Consider the following 22,023-nt stretch of genomic DNA (forward strand, 5'->3'; position numbering starts at 1 on the left):
GAAAACAGATGACCCGGATGTAGTAAAGGAAATATGGAGTATCGAAATTTTTATCCTGTAGTCCCCATGGCGTTTGAAATGGCGTTTACCGAAATCAGCAATTCGTTTAGCATCGATTCTTTTTCGGCGTCCGATGCACTTTCCATTCCTCTCCATTTTTGCAGGTTGTTTACCTGGTTTTTGTGCAAAATATCCAGCGCTTCGGCCCGTAAAGCTGTTGAATGAAAGTGGTTCTTACGCCGGGCTTCCATTGGTCTTCTCAGCAGTTCTTCCATCAATAAACGGGTTTTTTCGAGTTCGTTGATGATGAGGGGAAGAATCGAATTGCGGACTTCATCGTTTTTTACCAGGCCGGCGTAAAGCGACATGATTTCTTCGTCGGTACTGGCAAGGCTGGTATCGATGTTGGTCAGCACGTAACGTACAAACTGGCTTTCGCGAACCAGTTCTTTCAACGTCTGGAACTTATCGGGAAATTCAGCTTTTAGTTTTTCGAGCGTTGAGCCCACTCCGTACCAGCTGGTAATGTGAAAACGCGATTGTCCCCAGCTAAATACCCACGGAATGGCCCGCAAGTCTTCAAAAGTTTGTCTTCCGGTTCGCCTGGAAGGGCGCGAACCAATTTTGCTTTGCTCAATCACATCGATGGGCGTAGCCTGCCGGAAGAACTCCAGAAAATGTTTGTTATGCAGCAGGTCGGTGTAAATCTTTTTACTTTCGTGACCGAGGTATTCAACAATTTCGGCAGCAACGTGATTGCCCTCGCTATTTTGTTTGTGAAGCAAGGTATTGAGCGTGGCTCCCGACACCATCAATTCCAGGTTGTAGGCTGCATTGATTTTGTTGGCGTATTTCTTTTCGATGGTTTCGCCTTGTTCTGTCATTTTTATTTTGCCCGAAAGTGTACCGTTGGGAAGACTTCTTAGAAACCAGTGAACCGGGCCGGCACCGCGGCTGATGGATCCACCTTTTCCGTGAAAGAATTTCAAATCGATATCGAATTTGTTGGCCACTTCGGTCAGTTCTTTTTGAGCTTTGTAGAGGTACCATGTACTGGCCAGAATTCCGCCGTCCTTGTTGCTGTCGCTGTAGCCGATCATCACTTCCTGTATCCTGCGTTTCCGTCCCCGCGCGATTCGCTGGTATTCGAGGCTGTTTTGCACCACCGGCTGACTAAGGTATTCTTCGAGAATTTTCGGACTCGCTTTCAAGTCGTCAATCGTTTCAAACAAGGGGACGACGTGCAATTTCAGAACCGGTGTCTTCTCGAAATGAGTCAATCCGGCTTCTCTTGCCAGGATATAAACCGTCATCAGGTCGTCGAGGTTGCGGGTCATACTGATTATGAGCGAGCCCAGCGCCGCACCCGAATATTTCGAGTAGTGCTGCTGAAGTACCGCAAAGCAGTCGAGCACACTTTTGGCTTCAGTTGGCAGATGACTCCAGTCGCGGATAAAAGGCCGGTTCGATTCCAATTCTGCCTGTATGATTTCCGATTTCCCCTTTTCAAAATCAATGCTCGACAAATGCGACTCGTCCACAATCTGGTTCAATGCTTTTTCGTAATAAGCACTGTTTTGGCGAACATCCAGTTCGGCCATGTGAAAGCCAAATGTTTTCACCAGTTGAATGGTGTGGTACACCGAATTATGCACCAGCGAATCTTTTCCCAGCTGATACAATCCATCTTTCAGGATTTCCAGGTCACTGATCAATTGTTTGGAATTGCTGTAGCTTTCCGGAGTATCCAGTAATTCGAACGACTGTTCGCGCCCGATTTTTACCGGGAGTTTGGCAATCAGCAAACTAACGTACAGCTTGAAAGCTTCCTTCCGGTTGTGCGCCACAATCGGTTTTAATTCATCCGAATTTTCAGCAATCAGTTCTTTTAGCCGTTCTGAAATGCCTTCGGGTAATTGGTTTATTCTGAAATAAAAACTCAGGTCTTCGCCCAATTTAGTCAGTTCATTTTTCAATATAAGAAACGAATTCAGTCGTAGTTTTTGCAGGGTATGACGGGTAACGTCAGCCGTAACAAAAGGATGTCCGTCGCGGTCGCCGCCAATCCACGTTCCAAAACGAATTTGTGGATATATGTTATTGTCGACCAGCCTGTGCGGATCGAAGCCGGCGTATTCCCAGGCCTGCACCAAACGCCGGTTGTTGATCGAAACAATTTCGGGGAAAACATGGGTGAAATAGTGGATCACATTTTCAAGTTCGGTTTCCACATTGGGCTTTTCCATGTAAAACTCGTCGATGTGCCAGATTGCATTAATCACCCGCTTGATTTCGTTCCGGTTTTCTTCGCGTTCAAATGAATTGTACATCGAATTTTCGCGCTTTACCAAAAGCAGGTAGAGCTCGCGGTATTTTTTCAGCACCACAGGGCGCTTGGCTTCGGTGGGGTGGGCGGTAAGTACCGGTTGAACCTCAATTTCACTCAGCGTTTCCAGGATCTGTTCTTCCGAAACCTCGTTCTTTTTCAGCAAGTCGAGGCTGTTGGCCCATAATCCGTTGATCGCGGTGAGTGACTTTTCTTCTTCCGTTTTCCGGCGGTTCTGAACGGCTCCGTTGGTTTCCACCAGGTTTAACAACTGGAATGCGATGGAAAACAGGTGAAAATGCTTTCGCGTAAAGCGAACATCGTTGTAATGATTATTCTCGCAAAGCCAGGGAATGGAAGCGGCCAGTTCGTTTTCGTGGTTTTCTTCCAGCACTTCTTTCAAACAATGCAATAAAAATTCAAGATCAAAGTACGGTTTGCCCAGTTCTTTTTTCAGTATTTCCAGTTGTGTCATGTTTTCCTGCTATAAATTTCTATGCTAGCTAACAACTTATTGCCCGAAGTGTTTACTAATCCGCTCAAAAGCCAGCTTCGAACTGATGATTGCCATTGGAATTCCGGCGCCGGGAACGGTAGAAGCACCTACGTAAAACACATTTTTATATTTCTCATCGTAGTTGCGCGGCCGCATGTGCCCGATCTGGTTCATATTGTGCGAAAGTCCGAGTCCGCTACCGCGGTGAAGGTTAAAACGGTCGCGCCATTCGATGGGGGTGTAAATGGTTTGCGTTACTATTTCTTTTTGTATGTCGACTCCGATTCTTTCTGAAAAATCAGCGATGATACTGTTCACGATTTCTTGCTTATCATCCCAGCTTGGTTTGAAATACAGGTTGGGCACTGGGCACACAAAAAACAGACTCTCGCAACCTTCGGGAGCGCAATCGGGATTGTTTTTTGAAAGCACATTTACGTAGTAATAGGGTTTCTGCAAGGTGTCGGGGTCTTGCATGATATTGTTGGCATAAGCCTCATAATTGCTACCCAGGTAATAATTGTGATGGTCCACCATCGGCAGTTTTCGTTTAATCCCCACATAAAAAGTGAGGTAACCCATGGTCCAGTTCATTTTATCCAGTTTTTTGTCGGAATATTGCTCTCGCCTGAACACATTTCCGCGAAACCAGGCAGCATCAGAGTTGATCAAAAATACATCCGACGTCCAGCGCTTTCCATGCTGATCGACGAAGGCTTTTAGTTGGCCGTTTTCTTCTTCGAAGTTTTTGATCTCGGTGTTGTAGTGGATCGTAACGTTCTCCTTTTTCAACTCGTTTACGATTCCTTCCACAATCTGGTACATCCCGCCTTTTACGTTGAAATAGCCATCGTGTTTAAATTCGGTGTACGAGAGTAGGCTGTAAATGGCCATGGTATCAAATGGTGTTCGGCCAAGGAAAAATGCAACCAGCGAAATAATCTGGATGGCTTCTTTCGACGAGAAGTATTTTTTTACGTGATCGTAGAAACTTCGCAACAGAACGGGAATGTGTACCGGATTCACCCGCATCAGTGTGGTGATGTAATGAAAAAGCGAATCAAAATTTTGCTTGATTACCAGGTCGACAGTATCGTGGAAAAGTGCACCGGCTTTGGCCTGGTATTGGATAAATTTTTCTTTGAAATCGGGTTCGATATCCGCAAATTGTTCGGCCAGTTTATCAATGTCTTTGTACAGGTGAAAGGTTTTTGGATTGTCGCTGAAATTCACCGAGTAAAGCGGATCGAGCTCAAAATATTCGAAAGGAAGTTTGATGTTGCAGTCGCGCGCAAATTCCTCAAATTCGTAAGACATGCTGAAAAAACTGGGGCCCGTGTCAAAGGTAAAACCGTCTTTTTTGATTTGGTTCAACCGACCTCCGGCCTGCTCATTTTTTTCGAGCATTTCCACTTCGTATCCTTTTTTTGCAAGCCTTAGTGCTGTTGCCAGTCCACCGATTCCTGCACCTACTACCAGTATTTTTTTACTCATTTGTCAATTTTTTATCGAGGTTGGGAAGCAGTTCATCTTTCACCCATTTGAAAGTGGGTTCTGCATTTACCGCTTTGCTGTAATATGATTTTGCTTCTTCGTATTTGTTTAATGCTTCAAACGATTGTCCGATTAACGCCAGTAAATTCAGGTAATTCCAGTTTTGAGTGATCCACGTTTCCGGATTTTCTTCCATCAGTTTTTCTGCTTTTTGAAAGTATTCAATCGCTTTTGTTTTTGTTCCGCCAAATACAGCTGGCATATGAAACTCAGCATTGCCGAGTTGGACGTAAGCGAGCGGATTTTTCGGATCGGCAAGAATGGATTGCTCCGCCGCTTTGATGCTTTTAGGACCAAAAAACGGTGCTTTTATCGGGGATAAAGCTATCTTGTACCCAAAGAACGCCGAACGGTAAGCATTGATTGTTGCTGATGAAAAACCGAGTTGCTCCAATTGGTCCAGATTTTTTTCTGCCTGCTCAAGACAATTTTTAGCGGCATCGTCATCGTCAATGCCCAGACAATAGCCAATGTATCCGTACTGATAATTTACCAGTTCTGCCAGGTAGGCGGGATCATTGGTTTTTTGGTTTTCCATTTCATCCATGGCGGCTTTCCATGCCCGCATGTCGTTGCCGGTATAGGCACGGTAGATTCTTGTTTTCCAGGATGCCGCCAGCAGCATCGGCACCAGAATCAGCATTACGATGAGGGTACAGCTCTTCCTTTCCATTCGAATGTTTTTAGCGACCGCGAGCGAATTGCTTTCCCGATCATAATTCCCAAATTTATTTTCTGCATGAACCCCAAAATCAGGTTTGTCCCGACAGCTTGCCGGCTTGATATCGAAACGAATACACGTATAGCTCCAAGAATGAACAGATAAAGGACAAAAATTTCCCAGGGAGCGGTAAACGTCAACACTACAAAACCAAAAGTGGTAATCAACCAAAACAGGATGGCAACCGGGGCGGAATTGCCAAAAAACAGCAGCACACTTCTCGACAAACCATTCACTGCATCGGTGTAACCGCCGTACATTCGGCAGCGGATATCATCATTGCCAGTCAGGCAGGCGATCTTTTCGTTGTTACGTTTTAAAAATCGAGCAATTTCAATGTCTTCCACCCGTTTGTTACGATTGTGGCGATGAGGCTGCCATTTTTTGTATGTTTCAGCATTAAATAGCATAAACTGCCCGTTCGCTGCCGATAAGGAAGGAAATCCCAACTTTCTGACCAGAATTAGCGGTAGCAGCGTAAGGAGCACATAATTCATCACCGGAACGGTAAGCTTTTCACCCCGGGTTTTCATCACCTGTTGCGGGAAAATACTCAAAAGCGCCAGGTTTTGGCTTTTCATCATGGCAATGCTTTGGGCGATAACTTTTGTGTTTATCCGAACATCTGCATCCAGAAACAGTAGATACTGGCCTCCGGCTTTTTGGGCGAGCGAATAGCAGGCGTGGTTTTTACCCGTCCAGCCCTCGGGTAATCCGGCCGAATGCAACAGTTGAATCCGTGGATCTGTTTGGCTGATTTCTTCAACAATCGAAGTGGTTTGGTCGGTCGACTGGTCGTCGTACACCCATACCTCAATGTTTTGATGGCATTCTTTCAGGTCGCGGAGCAGGTTGCCGATGTTTTGTTCTTCGTTGCGGGCGGGAATCAGGACTGAAACCAGTTCAATCGGTTCTGTTGCCGCTTCTGGCAGTCGCTGCCGAAATACCAGGTTAACCAGACTTACTGCCAGCTGAACCAATGCAAAGACAAAAACGATATAGGTGATTGCCTCCATAGTTAACTCAATTTGGCCATTTGGGCAGTTAAACATTCCCTGTAAAACCGATTATACGCTTCCTCCATCTCATAATGCGAAGAGCCTCCCTTGTATTCTGTCAGATACTGGTAAAGTGTAGGTTTGGGTTGTGATAGATAATCGACAAAATTTGCATGGAAAATAGTCTGCACTTCCTTCTGGGCTTTCAGTAGGATCTTTTCAACACCTTTTTCGAAATAAAACTGCTGTTGGTGCATGCTTTGTATTTCGCCCTGCGGAAACATCAGTACCATGTTTTTCGGATTTTGGAGCAGTTCAGCAGCATAGTTGAGACTCTCCAAAATTGAGCGCGTTCCTTTTTTTACAGAAAAGCCACCTGTAAATTGAAAGAACCAGTTCTTCCGAAGCTGTTCTTCCAACATCATAAAATGGAACTTTCGCCGAAATGTTTTTTGATTCACCGAGAGCACCCAGATACCATCCCACCAGCTCACGTGGTTCGCAATCCACAAAACCGCTTTCCCTTTGTCCGGCACATTGCCAATGATTTCAGTGCCGGCAAATGAGCGTTTCATTTTCCAAAGCACGTAGTTTCGGAAAAAAGGGAAGAGGATGATATGGTGGCTGGCTCGTATCATCGTAGTATTAAATTCAGAACGACAAAAAACAGGAACTGACAGAGCAGAACAACCGGTGCCAGTTTATTATTCACTTGTGTTTTCGAGTACACCAGCAGGACCGAAAAAGCAAATGCCAGCGCAAACCAGGCGAGGTAATTTTGTAACGGAATAATATCGTTATCCCAGCTCCACATATCGAGTTTTGGGGCTATTTGCTCCAGAATCAGGTCGTAAGCCAGCAATATAAATGCTGCTATGAGGACCTGGAATATGCGAGCGATCTTTAACCGGCTACTCAGCGAAGTGGCGGCGTAAACCAGCAACAGCCAGTTTAATCCGATTATCAGCGGTGTTTCGAAAACTTTCCATCCCAGTCCGTTGCCGTACTTGTAGTTGCCAAAGATCAACCCGCTTTGCACGCCGGTCATCTCGACGGATAATCCCAACAGGTAGATCAAAACAAAAATCAGCCACACTTTCAACCGGTGATCGCGATGGAAAAGCATCACGGCGAATGAAGAAAGCAGTAAAGCCAGAGGGGTAAGGCCGATAAAAAGCGGGCGTGTGGCGGCCATCGACAAACCGATGATGCCCACGGTGTAAAAGACAAAAAAGAAAACGACGAATCCGGAAAAGTATCGTTCAGTAAAACGTGATATGTTTTGATGGTGTGTCAAGATTCAGTAGAGTTGCTTTAGTTTTTCAATCAACAAAAGGTTCAGCAAAATCATGGTGAAGGCATAGGCAAAATCTTCAACAGGTATAGTAAAAATACGGATTCCCAGGTTTTCAGTATTGTTGTACCACACCACTTCGTCGGTGATGAATGAGCCCGTTAGCACGCCGTTGACCAGCAAAAATGGAAGTAGTATAACCAGGAAAGTGAGGAAAAATGAGCGAATGCTTTCACTTTTTAGCACAAGTGCAAGGATCAGGATCAATAGTAGTTTGCCTGAAATATAGGCCGTGTAGCTTTGGGGGAGGTTGAAAACCAGCACCAGCAGACTCATCACCAAAAAAAATCCAATTAGTACAACGTTTAACTTTTTCCCCACTTTAACCTGCGGAAAATATTCGAGAATGGCTTCGTGAAGAAAAATGCTGGCATAGGGAACAACTATGAAAAAGAGAATTTCTTCGACAGGTAAATGGAACAATTGCAGGCCCGAAATATAGCGATCGTTAAAGCCCCAGAAACCCTGCCGGGTGAAATAGATGTCGATCGAAATATACAAAACTGCTACTGTAAAAATTGAAGGCAGCACATATTTCCACTGTGTGTAAAAGTGGAGCCGTTTGTCGAAGCTAAGGAGCAACGGTACAGCAATCGATCCGAATAGAAGCCAAAAATACAGCGACATTATTTCTTTAAAAATCTGCGTTGGAAAATCAGTAAGCCGTAATTGTTAAAATCGTGAATGTTTTTGCCCCGGTGGTGAGCCAGGTGCGCCTCGATTACCGATTGCAGGTATTTGCTTTTCGGGTGGATCAGGAAAGGGATTTTCAATCGCTGGTGAACCATCACATCGTGAAGCATGAAATATGTAAAACCGTAGGCAGAAATTCCAATCCCCAAAGCAACGAGCCGTGGAAACGAAAAATAAAATCCAATAATCAGCAGGATGATTGCCGGAATGGCGTACACCAGGAAAAAATAGTCATTTTTCTCGAATCCGGGGTTGTACAACTCGGTTTGCGAGGTATTTTTCTTGTGATCGTTGGTGTGGTGGTCGGCATGCCATTTCCACAAAAAGCCATGCATCACAAATTTGTGGTTCGACCAGGCCACAAATTCCATGAACGCAAAAGCTGCGACTGCTAAAAGAATATTCCAGATCATTTTTTGAGGTATTCGTTTACTTTGTCCACAATTTTCAGGAACCAGACCGTGTAATTGCCCGGATTGGTTTCGATATCTTTTTTCAGATCGTCGTATGCGATGTATTTGTAGCTGTGTACTTCGCTGGTGTTGATGTTGGGCAGTTGATCGCTGACACCGACAAAAACATGATCTAGCTCGTATTCGGTGAGCTCGTTATCGAGCGGTTCGCGGTAGATAAAATGGAACTTTTCATCCAGTTCTGCCTTCATGCCCATTTCTTCGACCAGGCGACGATTGGCCGCTTCGAGGCTGCTTTCTCCGGGTTGCGGGTGACTGCAGCAGGTGTTGGTCCACAAACCGTTTGAATGGTATTTGCCGAGGGCGCGCCGCTGCAAGAGCCACTCGCCTTTCTTGTTTACAATAAATACCGAAATGGCGCGGTGAAGCACCGGGTTTCGGTGGGCTTCCATTTTTTCCATAGCGCCCAGCACCGCATCGTTTTCATCTACCAGTATTACCTGTTCCTGTTTCATAAAATATTTAGTTTTCCAAGGGTCATCGATTGGGTCATAATCACCATTTTCCGGAAATCAGAAATCCTGATCCTGGTTTTCCTGATTCGGGATGCCGGTGTGCGTTTTAGTTTTTGCAGCAACTGGCGGTAATATCTGTAGGCCACCATTACAGCAATCCTCGAGTCGGAAGGCAGTCGGCGAATACCCGGTAAAGCGGCATCAAAGTCACTTTCAATTTCTGCAATGATGCTGGCTTTGGCTTTTTCGTCGAAATTGCCCGGAGTATAATGGTGAAAGTAGCTTCTTCCCAATTCTTCGGAATCGGCTTTGAGATCGCGTAAAAAATTAACTTTCTGAAAGGCCGATCCCAAGCGCATTGCCGGTTCTTGCAATTCTTCCAGTAACTGAGGATTATTGTCGCAGAAAACATGCAGGCACATCAGGCCTACCACGTCGGCCGAACCGTGGATGTATTGGTCGGTTTCCGCTTTGCTGCTATAATTCTTCTTATCGAGATCCATGCGCATACTGTGCAGGAAGGCATCGATGAGTTGCCGGGGAATTTGGTACTTGTGCACCACCAGCTGAAACGAATTTAAAACCGGATTCAGGCTGATTTTATTATCGAGGGCTTTTCCCATATTTGCCTCAAATAAATCGAGCAGCCCTTGCTGATCATGGTTGAGAAAGGTATCGACAATTTCGTCGGCAAAACGCACAAAACCGTAAATAGCGTAAATGGCATCCCGGTGCTCGCTATTCATCAGGCTTGTTGCAAACGAAAAAGAGGTACTGTAAGAGGTGGTTACCAGTTTCGATATTTTCAGCGTGGTTTTGTGGTACAGGTCCATTCCCGGTTTTTTTTCAAGTTAATGATTATTGCTCAATTTCAGATCAAATGTTACCACGAGGACGGATTTACTCCATCATATTTTTAAAATTTGATCTGAAATCTAAACCATTAAACTACCGGGAATGTTTTTTTGTTCATCAAAAATTAAAAAAGACTGAACAAAGTGATTATTCAAAAACCACTTCTCCAAAAAATTCAGGACGGTGGTAATCCGGATTTTCAGTTTCAACCGGGTTCCAGGTAACATAATGAGGTTCCGAAGTTTCGTCGCCGCATTTGTAGAAGTTAGCGGTAGCTTTCAGTCCGTCAAACGTTTTGAGTGCATCGTAGGCAAAACATTCGATCGGGATGCGTATCATCATTTCCCAGTAAAAATCGCCGGTTTTTTCTTCAAACGGTTCGTTACCCAAGGTCGATGAAATATCAATTTTTTTAAGCAACTCGGGCGAAACAAAGTTGCGGTTTCCGCGTCCAGGGCCGTGCGCGACATGAGGTGTTCCGATGCAACTGAATTCAAAATTGTAATAATTCTTGCCGTCCACCGAAATGAAAAATTCAACGGTGCTGTCTTTGTAAACCTCGCCGTTAATACGCGTTTCGCGAGCCAAAATGTATTTTTCACGAACGTAGTATTTCAGCAGAATTTCGTTGCCGGTATGTGCAATCCTGAAATTCAGCAAGGGTTTGTACGAGAATTCTTTCCAGTTGAGTATGTCAATTTCCTGAAGCTGCGTGGAAGCTTCCAGTAACTGAGAAATTTGTTCCGCGCTTGCTGCTTTTTCTGTATTGATCTTTGGGATAATAAGTTTTTTCATCGGATACTGTATTTTGTATAATGTACTGCAAATATAACAACCTAGCGGCGGTGCTGCTAAATAAATTTTGTATTTCTAATCGCGATAAAAATGCCAATTTCTGTGGTCGTTTTCACGAGCCGTTTTATATTTGAGGTTCTTTTGATCAAAGTGATTTTGTTCAATAACGGAAAAAAGGAAGTACAATTCTTTTAAACAACCGATGGGAGAGCTTGAATTCATAATTGCATTGACCGAACACCGTTTTGTGGGGATGGTTTTTCAGCCTTTTTTGATCAGGAGGATGGAAAAATTCTACACGGTGGAGAGGCTGGTAAAACCGCATGATTTCGATGACTCGGAATACGAATGGCGCCCCTACGAAAAGGAACTGGTAAAAACAATCGAGAAATACAGCGACGAACGCTTGATGAAACGATTTTCGAGGGCCGGAAGCGTGTCTGAGTTTTTTTCGCGGCTCGACTCCGGCGTATTCCAGCGGCAGGTGCTTCCGTTTATCGAACAGCGCATGATGGATGTGGCATCGGTGCTGATGCTGAGTCCGGTTCGGCTGTTTAAAAAGGAGGCCAAGTATTCAAATCTCTACGATGAGGATGTGATACATGTGCCGCCGGTTTTTGCGCGCCCCGAGTTTTATTTCGAACGCACCGAACTGCAAACCCGTTATAAACTGAAAGTTTTTATGGAGGGAAAAGAGTTGCTGCTTTCGAAACGGACCAACCGGATCATCACCAACGAACCCTGCCTGATGTTGTACCGCGATCAGTTAATCGCCTTTGAGAAATTGAATGCCAAACGACTGATGCCTTTTTTTGAAAAAGATGTGGTTTCGGTTCCCAACACCATCGAAGAAAAATATTATTCGGGATTTATCCTGAACACTGTCCGCGACTTCGACGTAAAGGCCAGTGGTTTTGAGATTCGCGAGGCCGATATCAGTAAAAAAGCGGTTTTGTCGCTCGAAGTGGATCTGCAGTATCGACCGGCTTTTGTGCTTCGCTTTACATACGGACAAGAGAATTTTCTGCCTGGATCGACAAAAAAAACTTCGGTGAGTCTTCAGAAATCTGGATCTTCCTATGTTTTTCTGAAAACGGTGCGCGACTTTGAATGGGAGGCGGGAGTGATCTTACTGCTGAAAGAAAAAGGCTTGGCCGATTTCAACGGTTATTACCAGTTAAAAGGCGCCGAGGTACTGGAGCAACAAAATGCCCTGTATCATTTGCTGAACTGGTCGGGCGAACACCGGGCTGAGTTGAAGAAACACGGTATTGAAGTGGTGCAAAAGCAGGGTGATAAGAAATATTTTGCCGGAAGCGGCCAGCTGGAAATCAAAACGCAAACCCGCGGCGACTGGTTTGATGTGTACGCGGTGGTGCGCTTCGGCGAGTTTAGCATCCCGTTCATACGGCTCAAAAAATACATTCTGAACGACATTCACGAGTTTGTGCTGCCCAACGGCGAAATAGCTATTCTGCCCGACGAGTGGTTTGCTCGTTACAAGGGCCTGTTGCCCTACGGAAAAGACAAAGGCGAGCGCATCGAATTTCACAAGCATCATTTTACGCTGCTTCAGCAAAGTTTTGAAGGCATCGACAGCGACTTAAAAGAGAAATTTCTGAAACTAAAAGATGCCGAAAAAGAAGAGACCGTATTGCCGTCGAAGCTGAAGGCCAGTTTAAGGGCCTACCAGGAAGAAGGTTTTAGCTGGATGTACGGTTTATACAAAAACGGACTGGGTGGTTGTCTGGCCGATGACATGGGGCTGGGAAAAACGCTGCAAACACTAACGCTGTTGCTAAAACTGAAACGCAGCCAGCAGCCGATTAAAATCGGGAAGCCCGATCCAAACGGACAGCTGGATATGTTTGGCGGCGGCGAATCTGATGAAACGGTTCAACCTGCCAGCCTGATTGTTTTGCCGACTTCGCTGGTACACAACTGGAGCAACGAAATTGCCAAGTTTACGCCGTCGCTGAAAGTATACAAATACGTGGGCTTGCAGCGCAAAAAAGTGGAAGACATCGGTAAAATTGCGCGCTTTTACGACATAATTCTGACTACTTACGGAACCATGCGCAACGACAGCGAAATGCTCGCTGGCACCGAGTTTTTTTACCTGATTCTCGACGAAAGCCAGTCGATCAAAAATTCGGGGTCGCTTACCTACAAGGCGCTGATGAAAATAAAGGCGCGTCATAAACTGGTGATCACCGGAACGCCGATCGAAAATTCGCTGTCGGACCTGTGGAGCCAGATGAACTTTCTGAATCCTGGCTTGCTGGGGAACCTCGCTTTTTTCCAACGGATGTTTATAACACCCATCGAAAAACACGCCAACGAAGAGCAGATGGAAAAACTGCAACTGATGATCCGTCCCTTTGTGTTGCGCCGTAAAAAAATGGAAGTAGCGCGCGATCTGCCACCGTTGATGGAAGAAGTGCGTATTTGCAGCATGGCCGACGATCAGCAAAAACTGTACGACAAGGAAAAGTCGATCATTCGAAATACAATACTCTCAGCTATAGAAAAAGAGGGGATGAACAAATCGCAGTTTGTGGTACTGCAGGGACTCACGCGTTTGCGGCAACTGGCCAATCACCCGTCGTTGCTGGAAAAGGATGCCGGTGAAAGTTCGGGTAAGTTCGACGAGATTTTCCGGATGTTGGAGAACTTGGTGGCCGAAAAACACAAGGTGCTGATCTTCTCGTCGTTTGTGACGCATCTCGAATTGCTGGAGTCGAAAATCAAAAAGCAGCGCTGGAAATATTCGAAACTTACCGGGCAAACCACCAAACGCGAAGAGGTGATCAAACAGTTTCAGGAAAACGATGATAACCGCATCTTCCTGATTTCGCTGAAAGCAGGTGGGGTGGGGCTCAACCTGACCGAAGCCGATTATGTTTTTATTATTGACCCGTGGTGGAATCCGGCCGCCGAGATCCAGGCTATTAACCGTGCGCACCGCATCGGACAAGACAAGCATGTGTTTGTGTACCGCTTTATTACTGAAAATTCGATCGAGGAAAAAATTCAGAAACTAAAGGAACGCAAAAGCTCGCTGGCCGATAAGTTTATCAACTCCAACGATCCGTTCCAGGAAATTACCAAAGAGGAAATTGTGGACTTGTTTAACTGATCAGTTTACAGGGACTGAAGGATTGATGAGATTCAAGGATTGAGTAAACAGTGGTCAGTATTCAGTTGCAGTTTGCAATCTCAGTTTTCAGAGAAGAAAGGATTGGATTTTCAATAATCAATAACAAATATCCAATGATCAGCGACTCGTAGCTCGTAGCTAATGGCTTGTAGCTTATTCTCGTATTCAGGCATTTCTGCATTTTCGTATTGTTTGATGTATTGATTGGCTAATAATTAATATCCAATTGTGAATGATCAGTGATTTTCTTCCTGCTTCTATCTTCTGACTTTCTGCTATTTTCCTTTTTTATTTCGCACATAAATCAGTTTGAATTTTCCCTTGTAGCTGTCGCGCTGATCGATTTCGAATTTGCCTATGGAGTTGATTAGCGGAGTGAGTTTTTCGAAGCCGTAGTTCCGGGAGTCGAAGTTGGGTTGGCGTTTCTGAAGCAAACTGCCTACATCGCCCATAAATGCCCACCCGTCGTCGTCAGCCAGGTCGGAAATGGTGGAGGAAATCAGCCGAACGACTTTAGGCGTTATTTTGTCGTAGTCATCTTTCTTTTGAGGTTTACTGGCAAGTGCAGTGTTTTCTGTTTCTTTTTCGTCAGATTTCAATATTTCGAGGTAAATAAATTTATCGCAGGCCACGATAAAAGGCTCCGGCGTTTTCTTTTCGCCAATACCAAATACTTTCATGCCGGCTTCACGCAGTCGGGTCGCAAGTCTGGTAAAATCGCTGTCGCTCGATACCAGGCAGAAACCATTTACCTGTCCGGCGTACAGGATGTCCATGGCATCAATGATCATTGCTGAATCGGTGGCGTTTTTCCCTTGTGTGTAACCGTATTGCTGAATCGGATTTATAGCGTTTTCGAGCAGCACATTTTTCCATTTCGAAAGTGTGGGCCGCGTCCAGTCGCCATAAATTCGCTTGATGGTTGGATTTCCGTATTTGGCAATTTCTTCGAGCATTTCCTTTACGTATGCAGAAGGTATATTGTCGCCGTCGATTAGAACGGCCAGCTTAAAATCATTTTCCATGGTGTTTGTTTTGTCGTCTAAAGGTAAGACTATTCAGTCGCGCGCCAAGAATAACGCCGTTTATTTGAGTGAAGTATGTTGCAGGTAAGCCGTTGAATTTTGGGTTTTTCTTTTATGAAAACATGTTATGTGATGAAGTTTTTTTCGCAGATCTTAATTATTCGGAATTCCGGTCAAAAATAATTTCCAGGTCTTTCATCGCTTTTACTAAACGCTTTATGCGACAGATTTTTATTTACGGAGGAAAATGAATTTTGTGGCGTTTTAATGTTTGCCGGAACCAAAAGATAGTTTTATAAGGAAGTAATGAAAATATTGAGTAGCAGAATTTAACTGTTGCCTTTCTTCCTTTTGGGTTTTTGTAATTCACCGGCAGAAGACTATTAATATTCGTTTGCGACATCCGGCTTCCAGCTTTCGTTTTACGTCAAAATTTCACAAAAAATGTCAAAATTTCAATCTGTTCTTGTTTTGTTATGTCATTCTTTCATAGTGGTTTAAGGGGTGTTTGTTGCCTGGGTTTAAGATGAATTACCCAAATAATTGTAAATCAGAAAAATGAAGGTAATGACGATCAAACGGCATTTGAAATGGTATCGTGTTTGCAATAATCAGAACGTGAAAATTAAATGAATGTCTAATTAAAAGATGGAGGAATAAATTATGGCACTACCAAGATTATTCAACAGTGATTATTCATCGTTTCCTTCGTTTTTAGATAAATTCTTTGAAGGAAACCTGATGGATTGGAATTCCTGGAATTTTGCAGGAACAGATTCAACCCTGCCCGCAGTGAACGTTGTCGAGAACAAAGACGAATACCAGATTGACGTGGCTGCACCGGGGATGGACAAAAATGACTTTAAACTAAATTATGACAATGGCCGGCTGACCATTTCTTCGGAAAAGAAAGACGAAAAAGAAGAGAAAGAAGGGAAAGTGGTAACACGCCGTGAGTTTAGTTATCAATCGTTTCAACGATCGTTTACTGTGCCGGAAAATGTAGTAAACGCCGAGAAAATTACGGCGAATTACGACAACGGTATCCTTCACGTGAAATTACCAAAGCGCGAAGAAGTAAAACCAAAACCGGCCAGAGAAATTAAAATCTCATAAAACAAGAGAGGCTGTCCAAAACGTAAAATTGGACAGCCTCATTTTTTAGTATTTATTTACTTTAGTGTAATTGATCTTTGTCTGGCCTGTATTTTTTCTAAAAGTCTATCGAAAATCGATAGCAAAAATTAGTTCAAAGTTTTCAGACTCACCCTGATTGTGTCTGCGTCACAATCTTCCCTCTCTATGCATAGAGAGGGAGCGAGGGAGAGTAAAAATCTTTACTTTCATTTCTGCTGGCGATTTTTTAATATCATGGTTGTTTTATTCCACTGAGATCTCGTCAACAAACAACCACGCGGGTTTTCCTTCGCCGGCGTGTCCTTTCGGGCAGGTACCATAGTTTTTAACCGTTACACGCAGGTATTTTGCACTGGCTTTTTTCTTTACGGTAATGTCTTTCACCTGGCGTTCTCCGTCGTTGGCATCGACCTTGTTTTTTACCGAACCCACTTTTTTGAATGTTACGCCGTCGTCCGAACTTTCAACAATCATTTCTGTGGGGTAGAAAATCCATCCACCAACATTTTGAAGTGCGCCGATGGTTACGGTTGAAAAAGAAGTTTCCTTTCCGAGATCGATGGTGGCCACCAGGTCGTCGCCGTTAAAGCCTTTCCAGCGGCCGTCGGTATGATTTGAAGAACCTTTAATCCCGTCAACCAATGCAAAATCGCCGGTAGAATTGTAATTTTTGCTGTTGGGAAACTTCAGCGTAACCGGGCAGGCGATGGCCTTGTGCAGGTAAAATGTGGAAGACAGCGGTTTCGACATGGTTTTGCCGTTTTCAACCACTACTGCTTTTACAGTTGTTGTTTGCTGAATTTCAAAAGGACCGGTGTATTTTTCTGAGTTGGCATTGGGCTCCGAGCCATCAACCGTGTAATGTATTTCGGGTTGCCAGGCTTCGGTGGATAGCGTAACTTTTACCGACCGGTTTTCAGGATTAAGTTCAGCCGAACCTTTTACCTGGAAAGCGCTGGTGGCATAATTCGCTCCCATTTTCTCATATCGTTTATACTGGCTTTCCATGCGTTTCGAAAAGCTGGCCCAGTCTTTTGCTTCTTTGGGCGACCACGCTACTTCAGCCAAAGCCGTCATGCGGGGCATAATCATATATTCGGCATGTTCAGTAGTAGGAATGTATTCCGTCCATAAATTGGCCTGTGCACCAATAATGTGCTTGCCTTCCTCTTCGGTAAGTTCCTTGGGAACAGGTTCAAAACTATACACTTTCTTTAAGGTCAGATGTCCGCCAATGGCTTTGGGTTCAAGCGAAGGCTCTCCCTGGTAATAGTCGAAATAACTGTAATCGGTGGGTGTCATCACCACATCGTGACCGGCTTTTGCCGCTTCAATTCCGGGGCCTGTACCTCTCCACGACATAATGGTAGCCGACGGATTTACGCCGCCTTCCAATATTTCGTCCCAGCCAATCAAGTGTCTTCCGTAGCTGTTCAGGAATTTTTCCATGCGTTTGATAAAATAGGCCTGAAGTTCGTGCTCGTTGGCCAGGTTTTCGTCTTTCATCCTTTTCTGGCAAAGCGCACATTTTTCCCATTCGGTTTTGGTGGCTTCATCTCCGCCAATGTGAATAAATGTAGAAGGGAACAGCTCCATTACCTCTTTCAGCACATCTTCGAGAAAATGAAAAGTTTCCTCTTTTCCTGCGCAGAAAATATGCGTAATCGGCCATACTCCGCCCGACGGAACCGGCTGGTATTCTCCGGTACACGACAATTCGGGATAAGCTGCCAAAGCTGCCATGGCATGTGCGGGCATTTCAATTTCGGGAATCACCGTAACGTGTTTTTGACGGGCGTATTCTACCACCGATTTAATCTGATCCTGTGTGTAAAATCCACCGTATTGCGGTTCGTTCGCTTTTAGCGGAGCTTTTCTTGAATTCCAGTCCAGATTTTCGCGGTCGGCACGCCAGGCGCCGATCTCCGTCAGTTTTGGATACTTTTTGATTTCGATCCTCCAACCCTGATCATCGACCAGGTGCCAGTGGAAAACGTTCATTTTGTGCATCGCCAGGTAGTCGATGTATTTGTAGATAAACTCTACCGGGTAATAGTGGCGCGAAACATCGAGCATCATTCCCCGCCAGCTGAGGCGCGGATAGTCGGTAATGTCGACGCACGGGATTGTTTTTCCGTCGCCGGAAGTCAGCATTTGCCAAAGCGTTTGCATACCGTAATATAAGCCGGCGGTGGTGTTGGCATTCAGGAAAATGCGGTCTTTCTCCACTTTCACGTTGTAGCCTTCGGTGCCGGTTTGCGCATTCAGCGGATTGTTCAACTGAACAAGGATGTTTCCGGGAATGGCGGGGCCTGAAACGGGAACAACTTCGGGTTTTATGCCGCTGGCATCTTCCAGCAACTCCTGTGCTTGCGCCACAAATGCTTTTCCGTCGGCATTGGTAATGTTGAAAAGAATCCGGGTAGAACGAGTAAGGGTAAAACTTCCGTCTTGAGTAATTACCTTTGCAGGTTGCGGAATAATGTCAATGGTTTGGGAGAAAAGTTCCTGGCAAAAAATTGCCAGGAACATGAGTGATATAAGTTTTTTCATCTGTTTAAGATTGTTTATTTACTAAAGTAACAGATGGAACTCGCATGTATTTGAGTCATACTCCGATGTGGAAATATTTGATTACATGCTCGTTTCATTTTTGATTGTTTTACAAATGAAGATTCGATAGTGTTTTAATTTCTAAAAAACTGGTTGAATGGTAAATTTAAATTCAAGGTCCTGAGCCGGGAGGCTGTATTTTCTCATAGGAGTTGCACCCCACGAGTTGTCGCCTGCCACACCCATTTGTTTCATATCTGTGGTAATGAAAACGCCATCTTTTTTAACGATGTCGTTGGTATGTCTGAAATCCTGTGCGTTTTCCATGTCAAAATCTTCGATCGGATTGTGCAGTGTAGAGAAGCCTACCAGTGGTTCTCCGGTGATTTTTAATCCCACACCGTTTTCGTTTCTCAGTTCAAACCAGCGCGCATCGGTTTTGTATCCGTTTTCCTGCGGACGCACGTATTTGAAATACTGGTCAGCAACTTTACTTTGGTAGATGCCAACAAAGGCACTGCGGTTACGGTCGATGTAGTTTTCGTGCGGGCCACGGCCATAGTATGTCAGGTTATCGAAATTCACCGGCATTTCCCAGCGAACACCAAAACGAGGCATATCGGGCAGTTTTCCGGCAGATGCATTCAGCGAACTTTGTACTTCAATGGTTCCGTTGCCATGAACGGTCTGAACCAGCGTCAGAGTAGATTTTACTTTGTCGAGCTCGTATGTTGAAGTTACCACTACTTTGTCTCCGTCAACCATAACTGCGTTTACGCTGGCAGGTTGGGCTTCACGCGAAACTTCGCGCCAGATTCCCAGGCGGCTCAGCATGTTGCTTCCTTTGTCGTTGTCGTTCACCGGACGCCAGAAATTGATTTGCGGGCCTTTCTGAATCAACGCAACACCATTTACTTCATAATGGGTAAGAAGTCCTGAAACTTTGTCGAATGTTACCACAAAATTTTCACCGTGAATATTTATGTTCTTACCGTCTTCCTGTAAATTTAATACACCTCCTTTTTGCGTGGTAGCCGAAGCGGCATAATTTCCTTCCATTTTGAACTGCTCGTGTGCTACTTCAAAACCTGCAGGGCGGAATGGCTTGTCTGATTTCAGTTTCACTGAGAAATCGACAAAACGTTCGGTTCCAGGTGCAATTGCCATTAACGGAACCGGAAACACCAGCGCTTTACTTTCGCCCGGTTTCAAATTCAGTCCTTCGAATATTCCCGAAAATTTCTTTTTACCGTTGTCCGAGATGGTCCACGATACTTCGTAATCGCTTAAGTCGATAAAATCGTGGTAGTTTGAAATTTCATAACCGCCATTTACGGCTTTGAAAAGAACATACTGATACGCGTATTTTACTTCATCGAGGGCAGGGTGAGGCGTGTAATCGGCAGAAATAATACCGTTGCAAACAAAGTTGTAGTCGGTAGGCATGTTTTCGCCGTAGTCGCCGCCGTAAGCCCAGAATTCAGTTCCGTCAGCTGCTTTTTTTACCAGCGCCTGATCAATCCAGTCCCAGATGTAACCACCTTGTAACTGGTCGTTGCGGTCTTCGTTAAACACATCCCACAGGTCGGCCAGGTTTCCGCTGCTGTTACCCATGGCATGCGAGTATTCGCTGGAAATAAACGGTTTCGAACGTTTTTCTTTTTTGTAATTGATCAGCGACTGTACGCCCGGATATTGCGGACAGAAAATGTCGGTGTTATCGCCCATTTCGGCACGTTCGTAATGAATAGGACGTGAGGGATCGCGTTCCTTAATTCTTTTGTATACTTCAGTGAAAACTTCACCGTCGCCGGCTTCGTTACCCATCGACCAAACGATTACGCATGCGTGGTTTTTATCGCGCTCAACCATGCGCATATTGCGGTCGACGTGAGCGGCGGTCCATTCCGGTTTTTTGGCCAGCGAATATTCTCCGTAATACATTCCGTGCGACTCGATGTTGGCTTCGTCGGTAACGTATAAACCGTATTGATCGCACAATTCGTAAAAACGTTCTGCATTAGGGTAGTGGCTGGTTCTTACAGCATTAATGTTGTATTGTTTCATTAAGGCAATCTCGCGAATCATCGCTTCTTCACTTATCACGTGTCCGTTATATTCGTCGTGTTCGTGACGGTTTACTCCTTTAATGGCAACCGCAACACCGTTGATATAAAATATAGCGTCTTTAATTTCAACTTTTCTGAAACCGATTTTTGAAGTTACTACTTCCACTGTTTCGTCTGCGCTGTTTTTCAGGCTAATAACAAGCGAATAGAGATTGGGTGTTTCGGCCGTCCATTTCAGCGGGTTTTTAATTTCTTTGTTGAAAGTGAGCAAGAGATCTTCTTTGCGGTTGATTTTTGCTTCCATTTCATCCGATGCAACAGCATTGTTGTTGGCGTCAAAAATCTGGTAGCTAACTTTGTAGTTTCCTGAACGAAGTTTCGAAACCTTGTTTTTCAGATCCACATCAAGGCTGAATTTTCCGTTTTTATAGTCAGCATCAAGATCGGCTTTGGCAAAGAAATCGCGGATTCTGACCTGTGGTGTCGAATACAGAAACACATCGCGTTCAATACCGCTAATGCGCCAGAAATCCTGGGATTCGAGGTACGATCCGTCAGACCAACGGTACACTTCAAGCGCCACGGTGTTTTCGCCTGCTTTCAGGTAGTCGGTAATGTCCCATTCTGCGGGAGTCTTACTTCCCTGGCTGTAGCCTACTTTTTCGCCGTTAATCCAGATGTAGAAGGCCGATTTAACGGCACCAAATTGGATAAATACCCTGCGACCGTCCCAGATTTCCGGAACGGTGAAAGTTCTTCGGTACGAACCAACCGGATTATAATCGGTGGGGACTTGTCCGGGATTTGCCGGATAAAGATTGTTAATGAACTTAATTTGATCGGAAACCGGAGCTTTATGATCAGCAAATTCATACTGATGGTTTACGTAAATAGGGATTCCGTAACCCTGTAGTTCCCAGTTTGATGGCACGGGAATGTCATCCCAGTCGGAAACATCGTAATCGGGTTTGAAAAAATCCATCGGCCGGTCAGCCGGTTTTCTCACCCAGTTGAATTTCCAGGTACCACTCAATGTTTTATAAAAAACAGATTGATTTGATTTTTGGCTCAGTGCTTCGTCTACCGAACGAAAGGGCATCAGCGTTGCATGTGGTTTTTCCTTGTTCTGGTCAAACATCGCAGGATTCTGCCAGTCAGGGGTTTGTGCTTGTGTCAGAAAGGGAAACGTGAGGAGTACTGCTAGTGCTAAATTGAATATAATCTTCATTAGATTTAAAATTATTTTAAAAGTAATTAGTTATTAACTTATTTTTTTGCTAAGATAATAATCTAAAAATAGTACACTTGTATTGGCAATGAAATTTTACCCCCAAAAGGTTTTTTTTGAAAAATACGATT

General features: G+C 44.6%; 16 protein-coding genes. 2 read left to right on the forward strand and 14 right to left on the reverse strand.

The annotated features are described in order from the left end of the window. Window positions 1-50 precede the first annotated feature (50 nt). The 11 genes from MR764_RS08420 to MR764_RS08470 form a co-directional block, all read right to left on the reverse strand. On the reverse strand, window positions 51-2,801 hold the full coding sequence (locus MR764_RS08420; RefSeq protein ID WP_247978969.1) for a phosphoenolpyruvate carboxylase: 2,751 nt from the start codon (window positions 2,799-2,801) through the stop codon (window positions 51-53). A gap of 36 nt (window positions 2,802-2,837) precedes the next feature. Then, complete coding sequence (gene crtI, locus MR764_RS08425; RefSeq protein WP_247978970.1) at window positions 2,838-4,316, reverse strand: phytoene desaturase family protein; 1,479 nt, start codon at window positions 4,314-4,316, stop codon at window positions 2,838-2,840. Then, window positions 4,309-5,049, reverse strand: coding sequence for a tetratricopeptide repeat protein (locus MR764_RS08430; protein ID WP_247978971.1), 741 nt, complete (start codon window positions 5,047-5,049; stop codon window positions 4,309-4,311). The genes crtI and MR764_RS08430 overlap by 8 nt, the downstream gene beginning before the upstream one ends. Then, a complete protein-coding gene (locus tag MR764_RS08435) occupies window positions 5,019-6,113 on the reverse strand; it encodes a glycosyltransferase family 2 protein (RefSeq protein WP_247978972.1) in 1,095 nt (364 codons plus the stop codon). The genes MR764_RS08430 and MR764_RS08435 overlap by 31 nt, the downstream gene beginning before the upstream one ends. 2 nt (window positions 6,114-6,115) lie before the next feature. Further along, window positions 6,116-6,670 (reverse strand): lysophospholipid acyltransferase family protein, encoded by a 555-nt coding sequence (locus tag MR764_RS08440; protein WP_247978973.1) that lies wholly within the window; start codon window positions 6,668-6,670, stop codon window positions 6,116-6,118. 59 nt (window positions 6,671-6,729) lie between these two features. Continuing rightward, the gene (locus tag MR764_RS08445) at window positions 6,730-7,392 is read right to left on the reverse strand and encodes a carotenoid biosynthesis protein (protein WP_247978974.1); all 663 of its coding nucleotides are present in this window, start codon (window positions 7,390-7,392) and stop codon (window positions 6,730-6,732) included. 3 nt (window positions 7,393-7,395) lie between these two features. Next, on the reverse strand, window positions 7,396-8,076 hold the full coding sequence (locus MR764_RS08450) for a lycopene cyclase domain-containing protein (protein ID WP_247978975.1): 681 nt from the start codon (window positions 8,074-8,076) through the stop codon (window positions 7,396-7,398). Further along, window positions 8,076-8,555: a hypothetical protein gene (locus MR764_RS08455; RefSeq protein WP_247978976.1), complete on the reverse strand. Its 480-nt coding sequence runs from the start codon at window positions 8,553-8,555 to the stop codon at window positions 8,076-8,078. Before MR764_RS08455 ends, MR764_RS08450 begins: the two co-directional genes overlap by 1 nt. Next, a complete protein-coding gene (gene idi / locus MR764_RS08460) occupies window positions 8,552-9,070 on the reverse strand; it encodes an isopentenyl-diphosphate Delta-isomerase (protein WP_247978977.1) in 519 nt (172 codons plus the stop codon). Before idi ends, MR764_RS08455 begins: the two co-directional genes overlap by 4 nt. Next, a complete protein-coding gene (locus MR764_RS08465) occupies window positions 9,067-9,903 on the reverse strand; it encodes a phytoene/squalene synthase family protein (protein ID WP_247978978.1) in 837 nt (278 codons plus the stop codon). Before MR764_RS08465 ends, idi begins: the two co-directional genes overlap by 4 nt. A gap of 169 nt (window positions 9,904-10,072) precedes the next feature. After that, window positions 10,073-10,720 (reverse strand): carbohydrate-binding family 9-like protein, encoded by a 648-nt coding sequence (locus MR764_RS08470; RefSeq protein WP_247978979.1) that lies wholly within the window; start codon window positions 10,718-10,720, stop codon window positions 10,073-10,075. Window positions 10,721-10,922: 202 nt separating this feature from the next. Between MR764_RS08470 and MR764_RS08475 the strand changes: the two genes are divergently transcribed. Continuing rightward, window positions 10,923-13,859, forward strand: a complete 2,937-nt coding sequence (locus tag MR764_RS08475; RefSeq protein ID WP_247978980.1) for a DEAD/DEAH box helicase — start codon at window positions 10,923-10,925, stop codon at window positions 13,857-13,859. A 296-nt stretch (window positions 13,860-14,155) separates the two neighbouring features. On the opposite strand, the gene MR764_RS08480 is transcribed toward MR764_RS08475, so the two are convergent. Beyond that, the gene (locus MR764_RS08480; protein WP_247978981.1) at window positions 14,156-14,905 is read right to left on the reverse strand and encodes an NYN domain-containing protein; all 750 of its coding nucleotides are present in this window, start codon (window positions 14,903-14,905) and stop codon (window positions 14,156-14,158) included. A gap of 663 nt (window positions 14,906-15,568) precedes the next feature. Between MR764_RS08480 and MR764_RS08485 the strand changes: the two genes are divergently transcribed. Beyond that, the gene (locus MR764_RS08485; RefSeq protein WP_247978982.1) at window positions 15,569-16,021 is read left to right on the forward strand and encodes an Hsp20/alpha crystallin family protein; all 453 of its coding nucleotides are present in this window, start codon (window positions 15,569-15,571) and stop codon (window positions 16,019-16,021) included. Window positions 16,022-16,285: 264 nt separating this feature from the next. On the opposite strand, the gene MR764_RS08490 is transcribed toward MR764_RS08485, so the two are convergent. Together MR764_RS08490 and MR764_RS08495 are read right to left on the reverse strand one after the other, a co-directional pair. Beyond that, on the reverse strand, window positions 16,286-18,595 hold the full coding sequence (locus MR764_RS08490; RefSeq protein ID WP_247978983.1) for a family 20 glycosylhydrolase: 2,310 nt from the start codon (window positions 18,593-18,595) through the stop codon (window positions 16,286-16,288). A 141-nt stretch (window positions 18,596-18,736) separates the two neighbouring features. Further along, window positions 18,737-21,892, reverse strand: coding sequence for a glycoside hydrolase family 2 TIM barrel-domain containing protein (locus MR764_RS08495; protein WP_247978984.1), 3,156 nt, complete (start codon window positions 21,890-21,892; stop codon window positions 18,737-18,739). Between the last annotated feature and the right edge of the window lie 131 nt (window positions 21,893-22,023).

Origin of the sequence: Maribellus sp. YY47 (genome assembly GCF_023111095.1) — a bacterium.
Taxonomy (GTDB): Bacteria; Bacteroidota; Bacteroidia; order Bacteroidales; family Prolixibacteraceae; genus Draconibacterium.

Coding starts and splice junctions, on each gene's coding strand:
- MR764_RS08430 (WP_247978971.1), bottom strand. CDS start 5,049: ATGGAAAGGAAGAGCTGTACCCTCATCGTAATGCTGATTCTGGTGCCG.
- MR764_RS08470 (WP_247978979.1), bottom strand. CDS start 10,720: ATGAAAAAACTTATTATCCCAAAGATCAATACAGAAAAAGCAGCAAGC.
- MR764_RS08420 (WP_247978969.1), bottom strand. CDS start 2,801: ATGACACAACTGGAAATACTGAAAAAAGAACTGGGCAAACCGTACTTT.
- MR764_RS08475 (WP_247978980.1), top strand. CDS start 10,923: ATGGGAGAGCTTGAATTCATAATTGCATTGACCGAACACCGTTTTGTG.
- MR764_RS08435 (WP_247978972.1), bottom strand. CDS start 6,113: ATGGAGGCAATCACCTATATCGTTTTTGTCTTTGCATTGGTTCAGCTG.
- MR764_RS08495 (WP_247978984.1), bottom strand. CDS start 21,892: ATGAAGATTATATTCAATTTAGCACTAGCAGTACTCCTCACGTTTCCC.
- crtI (WP_247978970.1), bottom strand. CDS start 4,316: ATGAGTAAAAAAATACTGGTAGTAGGTGCAGGAATCGGTGGACTGGCA.
- idi (WP_247978977.1), bottom strand. CDS start 9,070: ATGAAACAGGAACAGGTAATACTGGTAGATGAAAACGATGCGGTGCTG.
- MR764_RS08480 (WP_247978981.1), bottom strand. CDS start 14,905: ATGGAAAATGATTTTAAGCTGGCCGTTCTAATCGACGGCGACAATATA.
- MR764_RS08485 (WP_247978982.1), top strand. CDS start 15,569: ATGGCACTACCAAGATTATTCAACAGTGATTATTCATCGTTTCCTTCG.
- MR764_RS08465 (WP_247978978.1), bottom strand. CDS start 9,903: ATGGACCTGTACCACAAAACCACGCTGAAAATATCGAAACTGGTAACC.
- MR764_RS08455 (WP_247978976.1), bottom strand. CDS start 8,555: ATGATCTGGAATATTCTTTTAGCAGTCGCAGCTTTTGCGTTCATGGAA.
- MR764_RS08450 (WP_247978975.1), bottom strand. CDS start 8,076: ATGTCGCTGTATTTTTGGCTTCTATTCGGATCGATTGCTGTACCGTTG.
- MR764_RS08490 (WP_247978983.1), bottom strand. CDS start 18,595: ATGAAAAAACTTATATCACTCATGTTCCTGGCAATTTTTTGCCAGGAA.
- MR764_RS08440 (WP_247978973.1), bottom strand. CDS start 6,670: ATGAAACGCTCATTTGCCGGCACTGAAATCATTGGCAATGTGCCGGAC.